This window comes from Lentzea roselyniae (genome assembly GCF_039537795.1).
GTDB lineage: Bacteria > Actinomycetota > Actinomycetes > Mycobacteriales > Pseudonocardiaceae > Lentzea > Lentzea atacamensis.
This window is the reverse complement of the sequence record NZ_BAABBE010000043.1, coordinates 45,723-54,070: the sequence shown is the minus strand read 5'-3', so window position 1 is coordinate 54,070 and position 8,348 is coordinate 45,723. Positions and strand designations below refer to the sequence as shown.

Here is an 8,348-nt window from a genome sequence, read left to right as displayed (position 1 = left end):
TTGATCGCTCCAGACGGAATATGTCTGGCAATCTGGTAAAACTACTCAAAGGAATACTCCTGACGAGGAGTATTCATATTACTGACTGTGTTATCGGCACGCTGTTGAGTTCTCAAAGAACACGCGCACACCGCAGCTCATCTCCGAGGAGAGTCACTTCCGGGGCTGTGTCAGGCTTAGAAGTCTTTCGCCGCGCTCCGTTCCGGTGTTTCCCGGCCCGTTCCGCGCTGGCAGAGAGAAATTTACACGGGCGCCCACCGAGATCCAAATCGGGGGTCACTTACGGCGTAACCGCAGGTCAAGCGCCACGCGGACGGCCCAAACCCGGCAAGATCGACGCACAGTGTGACCGGCGCCACTTCGACAAGTTGTATCTCTTGATCAACGAGGTGCGGCCGGCAGGTGCACGGTGACCGACAGGCCACCCGTCGGCACGGCCACTGCCTGCGCAAACCCGCCGTGCGCTGCCACTGCGGCACGCACGATCGAAAGCCCGAGACCCGTGCCGGACTGACTGGTGCGGTCCTTGACCCCGCGGCGGAACGGCTCGAACAGCTCCTCCACGCGGTCCGGCGCGATCAGCTGACCCGACGACGACACCCGCAGCACCGACCACTGCGGCCCGGTCTCCACCACCGTTTCGATCCACCCGCCGACGTGGTTGTGGCGAACGGCGTTCTCCAGCAGGTTGCCGGCGATGCGCTCCAGCAGCGCCGGGTCCCCGACCGCGAGCGCCGGCGCGCACCGGAACACCGTGCGCAGGTCGCGTGCCTCCGCCTCCGCGCGCACGGCCTTCCACGCGGACTCGACGACAGCGGAGAGATCGACCGGCTCACGCACCGCGAGCCCAATGCCGTCCGTGCGTGCGAGCAGCAGCAGAGCGGACACCAACTGCTCCGCACGCTCCCCCGCCGCGCGCACGACTCCGGCCATGCGCCGCAGTTCTTCCACATCGGCGTCGGGGTCGGAGAGAGTCACGTCCAGCTCAGTGCGCACCACCGAGAGAGGGGTACGCAGTTCGTGCGACGCGTTCGCCACGAACCGACGCTGCGAGTCGAAGGCCGCTTCGAGCCGGTCGAGCATCGCGTCGAACGTGTCCGCGAGCTCGGCGACCTCGTCCCGCGGGCCCTCCAGGCGCAACCGCGACCCGAGCGACTCCGCCGACAACCGGCGCGCGGCACCGGTGACGTCGTGCAGAGGCTTCAGGACACGACCGGTGAACGTCCACGCCAGCACCGCGGCGGCGACCACCATGCACGCGAACGCGATCAGCCCGGCCTGCAGCAGGTCGTGGCGCGCGGCGTCGGTCAGCGCGTCCGTCAGCACCGTCACGTCGACGTTGACGCCGTCGACCGTGACCTGGCTGCCGGCGGGAAACGACGGCGAGGAGTCGAAGACGCGCCCGACCAGCGTCCACCCGAGGAAGAGCAGCACAGCGCTCACCACCGCGACGAGCGCGGTGGTGAGGAGGGTGATCCGGAGACGCAGTCCGGGCCCGCGCCGTCGCATGGCAGTCCCCGAGATCAGGCTTCAGCGGGTCCGATCGAGGCGCTCGGCACCCGGTAACCGGAGCCCACGACGGTGTCGATGATGCCCGGCTCCCCGAGCTTCTTGCGCAACGTCATGACGGTGACGCGCACGGTCGTGGTGAACGGGTCGGCGTTCTCGTCCCACACCCGCTCCAGCAGCTCCTCGCTGCTCACCACCGATCCCTTGGCCGCGAGCAGCACCTCGAGCACACCGAACTCCTTGCGGGTCAGCTCGATCGGCTGCCCGCCGCGCGACACGGTGCGCCGCGCCGGGTCGAGCTCGACGTCCTGCGCCGACAGCACGGGCGGCGTCGCCGGCGTCGCGCGCCGAGCCAACGCCCGTACGCGCGCGACCAGCTCGGGGAACGCGAACGGCTTCGCGAGGTAGTCGTCCGCCCCCAGCGACAGTCCCGCGACACGGTCTTCGATCGTGCCGCTGGCCGTCAGCATCATGACCCTGGTGAGCGCGCCGGAGCTGAGGATCTCCTTGCACAGCTCGTCGCCGGACATCCCAGGCAGGTCCCGGTCGAGCACCACGACGTCGTACCGCGTGACGGTCGACTTCTCGTGCCCGGTCTCGCCGTCGTAGGCGACGTCCACGGCCATGCCTTCACGCCTCAGGCCGCGAGCGATCGCGTCGGCCAGAGGCGCCTCGTCCTCGACTACCAGAATCCGCACGCGTCAAAGGTGCCATACCGACCTGAGAAGGCGCTTAACGACACCTTCACAGGCCGGTTCCGGCTACGACCTGCGGGCCGGCCGGTCCACCACGACCGTCGAGGCGGCCTGCAGCGCGCGGAGCTCCAGCAACGCCGGGTGCTCCTCCGCCAGCCGGGCCGCGTTCAGCAACGACCGCAAAGCAGCCGTCTCGCCGCGCGCCCGCTCCAGCGCCGCGCGTCCCTCGGACGCCGCCACCAGCTCGGCCAGCGCGGCCCTCCGCAGCTCACCGGGCATGACGACATCGCGTACGGCCACGTCGGACACCGTGACACCGAGCTCCCCGGCGCGAGCAGCGACCGCGGCCAGCACCTCGGACGCAATGGCGTCACGCTCAGCGTGAACGGCGGAGTGCGCGCGCGTGAGCACCGCACCGCGCAGTGCCAGCTGCACGGCCGTGTAGAGCTCGTCCTCCGGTGCCGCGGACTCCACCACGAACTTCGTCGCCGACGACACCGCCCACCGCACCACGACGGTCACGCGGACCAGCACACCGTCGGAGGTCGGCACGTCCTGCGCCGCCGGGGTCATCGTGCGAGGACGGATGTCGACGCGATGCAGCCGCGAACGCCGCCAGGACAGCCGGTGCTGTCCCGGCCCGAGCTCACCCACCAGCACGCCACGATCGAATCGGACGCCCCGCTCCCACGGGAACAACGTGTGCTTCATCGTCTCCACCTCCGTCCAGGCAGACCGTCCAGGCAGACCACGACCCCGGCCGGCGAACCGTCGCGGCGGGAGTCCACAAGAGACTCGCAAAGCCGGACAGCCCCGTGTGCGACCGGGGTCGTGGTTTTCAGGGGTCGAACCTGATGCTCCATAGGCAACCAACACCCGCCTCGATCGTGGAACCCGGCGAGGGAGACCTGCCGGGCCACAAAAAAGCGGGCGTGGGGGTGGAGAGTAGCGGCCTACTTGTCCGCGGGCTCGTCAATTTCGACGGGCAGGCACTCCAGCCGGGCGGCCCACTCGGTGACGCGACGAGCGACGTCCTGTGCGGTGATGCCGCACAGCGCCAGCACCTCGGCACGCTCACCGTGGTCGTGGAACCGTTGCGGCAGAGCGATGTCGCGCAACGGCACCTCGACGTCGGCATCGCGCAGGGCAGCCGCGAGAGCCGAGCCGAAGCCACCGTGGCGGCCACCGTCCTCGACAGTCACGACGAGCTTGTGCGACGCGGCCATCTCCACGAGGTCCACCGACAGCGGGTAGATCCAGCGCGGGTCGACGACCGTCACGCCGATGCCCTGGTCCTCGAGCCGTTGCGCGGCCTCGAGACCGAGCTCGCCCAGCGCGCCGACGGTCACCAGCAGCACGTCGTTGCCCGACCGCCGCAGCACGTCGACGGAACCGACACGCTCCAACGCGGGCAGGTCCGCGCCCACGGAAGCCTTCGGGTAGCGGATCACCGACGGCGCGTCCGAGATCGCCACGGCCTCGCGCAGCTCCTCGGCCAGCGTGGCGGCGTCACGCGGCGCGGCGACGTGGATGCCGGGGATGACACCGAGGATGGACATGTCCCACATGCCGTGGTGCGATGCGCCGTCCGGGCCGGTGACGCCCGCGCGGTCCAGCACCACCGTGACGCCCTGCTTGTGCATGGCGACGTCCATCAGCAGCTGGTCGAACGCCCGGTTGAGGAACGTCGCGTAGACGGCCACGACCGGGTGCAGGCCACCGATCGCCAGACCGGCGGCGGAGGTCAGCGCGTGCTGCTCGGCGATGCCGACGTCGAAACAGCGCTCGGGGAACGCCTTGGCGAAGGCGTCCAGGCCGGTCGGGCCCTGCATGGCGGCGGTGATCGCCACGACGTCGGAGCGCTCGCGGCCGATCTCCACCAGCGAGTCGGAGAACACGTGCGTCCAGGTGCGCTTGGACGGCTTCACGTTCTCGCCGGTGATCGGGTCGATGACGCCCGTGGCGTGCATCTGGTCGGCCTCGTGGTTCTCGGCCGGCGCGAACCCGTTGCCCTTGCGGGTGACCGCGTGCACGATCACCGGTCCGCCGAACGACTTGGCGCGCTGCAGAGCGGACTCGAGCGTCACCATGTCGTGGCCGTCGACCGGGCCGATGTACTTCAGGCCGAGGTCCTCGAACATCGCCTGCGGGGCCAGCGCGTCCTTGATGCCGCGCTTGGCGGCGTGCAGCGCGGCGTACAGGGGCTTGCCGAAGAACGGCGTCTGCTGCAGCGCGCTCTTGCCCTTCTCCAGCACACGCTCGTAGCCGGGACGCAGCCGCAGCGTGGACAGGTGGTCGGCCAGACCGCCGATCGTCGGCGAGTACGAGCGGCCGTTGTCGTTGACCACGATCACGACCGGACGCGTCTTGTCCGCCGCGATGTTGTTCAACGCCTCCCAGCACATGCCGCCGGTCAGCGCGCCGTCGCCGACGACCGAGATGACGTGGCCGTTGTCGCCGGTGAGCTGCTTCGCCTTCGCCAGGCCATCCGCGTAGGACAGTGCCGTCGACGCGTGCGAGTTCTCCTGCACGTCGTGCTCGGACTCCGAACGCGACGGGTAACCGGACAGGCCACCCTGCTGACGCAGCTGGTCGAAGCCGTCGCGGCGACCCGTGACGATCTTGTGCACGTACGACTGGTGCCCGGTGTCGAAGACGATCGGGTCCTGCGGCGAGTCGAACACGCGGTGCAGCGCCACGGTCAGCTCGACGACGCCCAGGTTGGGCCCCAGGTGCCCGCCCGTCTTGGACACCTTGTCGACCAGGAAACGCCGGATCTCGTCGCACAGCTGCCTCAGCTGCGCCTCGTCCATCCGTTTCAGATCAGCCGGTCCATGCACGGACTCCAGCAGGGTCACCACGCCCACCTCACTCCTGAAGACTTCGGCTCAGTCTACGGAGACTCGACTGAGACGCTTTGTCACCTCGTCTCAGGTACGAGCAGGGCGATGCACTCCACGTGGTGCGTCATGGGGAACGCGTCGAAGGCCCGCAGGTCTTCGAGCCGGTACCCCTGAACTGTGAATTCAGCCAGGTCGCGGGCGAGTGCGGCGGGGTCGCAGGCCACGTAGACGACCCGCTCCGGGCGGCGTCGTGCGACTTCAGCCACAACGACCTTGCCGGCGCCCTTGCGAGGCGGGTCGAGCACCACGACGTGTGGGTCCTCAACGGGCAGTGCGCGCGTCACGAGACGCTCCACCTTGCCCACCACCCACTCGATCTGCGGCATGCGGCGGAGGTTGCGCCGGCCGTCCTCCACGGCACCCGCGAAAGACTCCACGACCAGCACGGACCCGGTCTCGCCGACCTGCCGCGCCAGCACCGACGCGAAGAGGCCCGCGCCGCCGTAGAGGTCCCACGCGCGCTGGCCGGGCTCGGCCGCGATCCACTCCCCCACGACGGACGCGAACGTGTCCGCGGCCGCCGGGTGGACCTGCCAGAACCCGTCCGCCGAAACTCGCCACTTTCGTTGGGCGGCGGTCTCGACGGCCGTACCGGTTCCGGCGCGGCGCACGGTGTGTCGGCCGCGCACCTCACCCACATGCCGGTTGCCGTCACCGTCCTGGGTGATCGTGATCTCCTGCGCGCGCCACTTCCGGTCAGCGACCGACTCGACCATGCCCGGCCGCGAGATCACACAGTGGTCCACCGGGATCACATCGTGGGAACGGGTGCCTCGGAAACCCGGCCTGCCGTCGCGGTCGACGGCCATCCGGATCCGGGTCCGCCACTCCAGCGGACCGCCGGGCAACGCCTCCACGACGACGTCCCGTTCGATCTTGCCGAGGCGCGCCAGCTGCTCGCGGACGACCTGCGCCTTCAGCTCCCGCTGGGCGTCCCACGACACGTGCTGGAAGTCGCAGCCACCGCACATCCCCGGCCCGCTGAACGGGCACGGCGGCTCGACGCGGTCCGGTGACGGCTCCAGGATCTCCACGGCGTCCGCACGGCAGAACGACCCGCCGTTGTCCTCGTACACCGACACCACGACACGTTCACCGGGCAGTGCGTGCCGCACGAACAGAACGCGTCCCTCGTGCCGTGCAACGAAATGCCCGCCGTGTGCGACGGGTCCTACCTCTACCTCGAACTTCGAGCCAACCCAGCTCATCGGTCGTCCAGTCCCCTTCGGACAGCGCCGGGCGCGATGACGTCCTTGTCCTTGACCTTCACGGACGACGCGAGCTGCCACGGCACGCTCGTCACCATCACACCCGGCTGGAACAGCAGCCTTCCCTTGAGCCGCAACGCGCTCTGGTTGTGCAGCAGCTGCTCCCACCAGTGACCGACCACGTACTCGGGGATGAACACCGTGACGACGTCGCGCGGGTTGTCGGTCTTCACGCGCTTCACGTAGTCGAGCACGGGCTTGGTGATCTCGCGGTACGGCGACTCGATCACCTTCAGCGGGATCTTGAAGTTCTCCTTCTCCCACTCCGCGACGAGCCGGCGGGTGTCGCCGTCGTCGACGTTGACCGTGACGGCCTCCAGCACGTCCGGCCGCGTGGCCTTGGCGTAGGACAACGCCCGCAGCGTCGGCATGTGCAGCTTGGACACCAGCACCATCGCGTGGTTGCGGGCCGGCATCGTGCGCACCCGCTCCTGCTGGCGGAGCTCCTCGGCGACGGTGTCGTAGTGCTTGCGGATCGCCGTCATCAACGCGTAGATGGCGGCCATCGCGGCGATGGCGATCCAGGCGCCCTTGGTGAACTTGGTGATGAGCACGATGATCAGCACGGTCGCGGTCATGGCGAGGCCGAACGTGTTGATCGCCTGCGAGCGGCGCATCCGCTTGCGGGACTCCACGTCCTTCTCGGTCTTCAGCAGCCGCTGCCAGTGCTTGATCATGCCGAGCTGGCTCATCGTGAACGACACGAAGACGCCGACGATGTAGAGCTGGATCAGCCGCGTGACCTCGGCGTCGAACGCGATCACCAGCACGACCGCGAACCCGGCGAGGAAGAGGATGCCGTTGGAGAACGCCAGCCGGTCGCCGCGGGTGTGCAGCTGCCGGGGCAGGTAGCGGTCCTGCGCGAGGATCGAGCCGAGCACCGGGAAGCCGTTGAACGCGGTGTTCGCCGCGAGCACCAGGATCAGCGCGGTGACACCGGCGATGAAGTAGAAGCCGGGCGGGAAGTTGTCGAACACCGCGTGCGCGATCTGCGCGACCATCGTCTTCTGCTCGTAGTCCGCCGGAGCGTTCGCGATCTGCTGCTTCGGGAACTCGGCCATCCGCACGTCGGTCAGCTGGGCGAGGATGATCAGGCCCATCAGCATGATCACCGAGATGCCGCCCATCAGCAGCAACGTGGTCGCGGCGTTGCGGGACTTCGGCTTGCGGAACGCGGGCACGCCGTTGCTGATCGCCTCGACACCGGTGAGCGCCGCACAGCCCGACGAGAACGCACGCATCACCAGGAACACGAACGCGAGGCCCATCAGGTGGTCCTGGTCGGCGTGGATCTCGAGCCCCGAGCTCTCCGCGCGCATCTCCTCGCCCATCACGAGGCCGCGGACGAGCCCGTAGCCGATCAGGCAGAAAATACCGATCATGAACGCGTACACCGGCACGGCGAACGCGGCGCCGGACTCCCGGATGCCGCGGAGGTTGACCGCGGTCAGCAGCACGATCGCGGCGACCGCGAACTCCGCCTTGTGGGTCGCGACGAACGGGATCGCCGACCCGATGTTCGCCGCCGCCGCCGAGATGGACACCGCGACCGTGAGGATGTAGTCCACGAGCAGGGCGCTCGCCACTGTGAGCCCTGCTCTGCGTCCCAGGTTGACCGTCGCGACCTCGTAGTCGCCGCCGCCCGACGGGTAGGCGTGCACGTTCTGGCGGTAGCTGGCGACAACGGTGAGCATGACCACGACGACCGCCACGCCCACCCACGGCGCCAGCGCGTAGGCGCTCAGGCCCGCCACCGACAGCATCAGGAAGATCTCCTCGGGCGCGTAGGCGACCGAGGACATGGCGTCCGAGGCGAAGACGGGGAGGGCTATCCGTTTGGGGAGGAGGGTGTGCGAGAGACGGTCGCTGCGGAACGGCCTGCCTACCAGGAGGCGTTTGGCAGCGGTGGCGAGCTTGGACACGGCCAGAGCGTAAGGGGTCCGCTCACCGGGACGGGCTAATGCTCGGTAGGT

Annotated in this window: 6 protein-coding genes; all 6 read right to left on the bottom strand. The window is 69.0% G+C overall.

Annotation, left to right across the window (positions count from 1 at the left end):
* Positions 1-381: 381 nt before the first annotated feature.
* The gene (locus tag ABFX45_RS41760; protein ID WP_346136481.1) at positions 382-1,509 is read right to left on the bottom strand and encodes a sensor histidine kinase; all 1,128 of its coding nucleotides are present in this window, start codon (positions 1,507-1,509) and stop codon (positions 382-384) included.
* Between the two features lie 14 nt (positions 1,510-1,523).
* Complete coding sequence (locus ABFX45_RS41755; RefSeq protein ID WP_109640397.1) at positions 1,524-2,207, bottom strand: response regulator transcription factor; 684 nt, start codon at positions 2,205-2,207, stop codon at positions 1,524-1,526.
* A gap of 63 nt (positions 2,208-2,270) precedes the next feature.
* Positions 2,271-2,915, bottom strand: coding sequence for a slipin family protein (locus ABFX45_RS41750; protein WP_346136479.1), 645 nt, complete (start codon positions 2,913-2,915; stop codon positions 2,271-2,273).
* Between the two features lie 242 nt (positions 2,916-3,157).
* Positions 3,158-5,062: a 1-deoxy-D-xylulose-5-phosphate synthase gene (gene dxs, locus ABFX45_RS41745; RefSeq protein ID WP_346136478.1), complete on the bottom strand. Its 1,905-nt coding sequence runs from the start codon at positions 5,060-5,062 to the stop codon at positions 3,158-3,160.
* A gap of 62 nt (positions 5,063-5,124) precedes the next feature.
* Positions 5,125-6,315 (bottom strand): class I SAM-dependent RNA methyltransferase, encoded by a 1,191-nt coding sequence (locus ABFX45_RS41740; protein WP_346136476.1) that lies wholly within the window; start codon positions 6,313-6,315, stop codon positions 5,125-5,127.
* The gene (locus ABFX45_RS41735; protein WP_109640399.1) at positions 6,312-8,297 is read right to left on the bottom strand and encodes an APC family permease; all 1,986 of its coding nucleotides are present in this window, start codon (positions 8,295-8,297) and stop codon (positions 6,312-6,314) included. Before ABFX45_RS41735 ends, ABFX45_RS41740 begins: the two co-directional genes overlap by 4 nt.
* Between the last annotated feature and the right edge of the window lie 51 nt (positions 8,298-8,348).

What these genes read in the sequence shown, in the direction of transcription:
- ABFX45_RS41750 (WP_346136479.1), bottom strand. Translation starts at nt 2,915, where the DNA reads ATGAAGCACACGTTGTTCCCGTGGGAGCGGGGCGTCCGATTCGATCGT.
- ABFX45_RS41740 (WP_346136476.1), bottom strand. Translation starts at nt 6,315, where the DNA reads ATGAGCTGGGTTGGCTCGAAGTTCGAGGTAGAGGTAGGACCCGTCGCA.
- ABFX45_RS41760 (WP_346136481.1), bottom strand. Translation starts at nt 1,509, where the DNA reads ATGCGACGGCGCGGGCCCGGACTGCGTCTCCGGATCACCCTCCTCACC.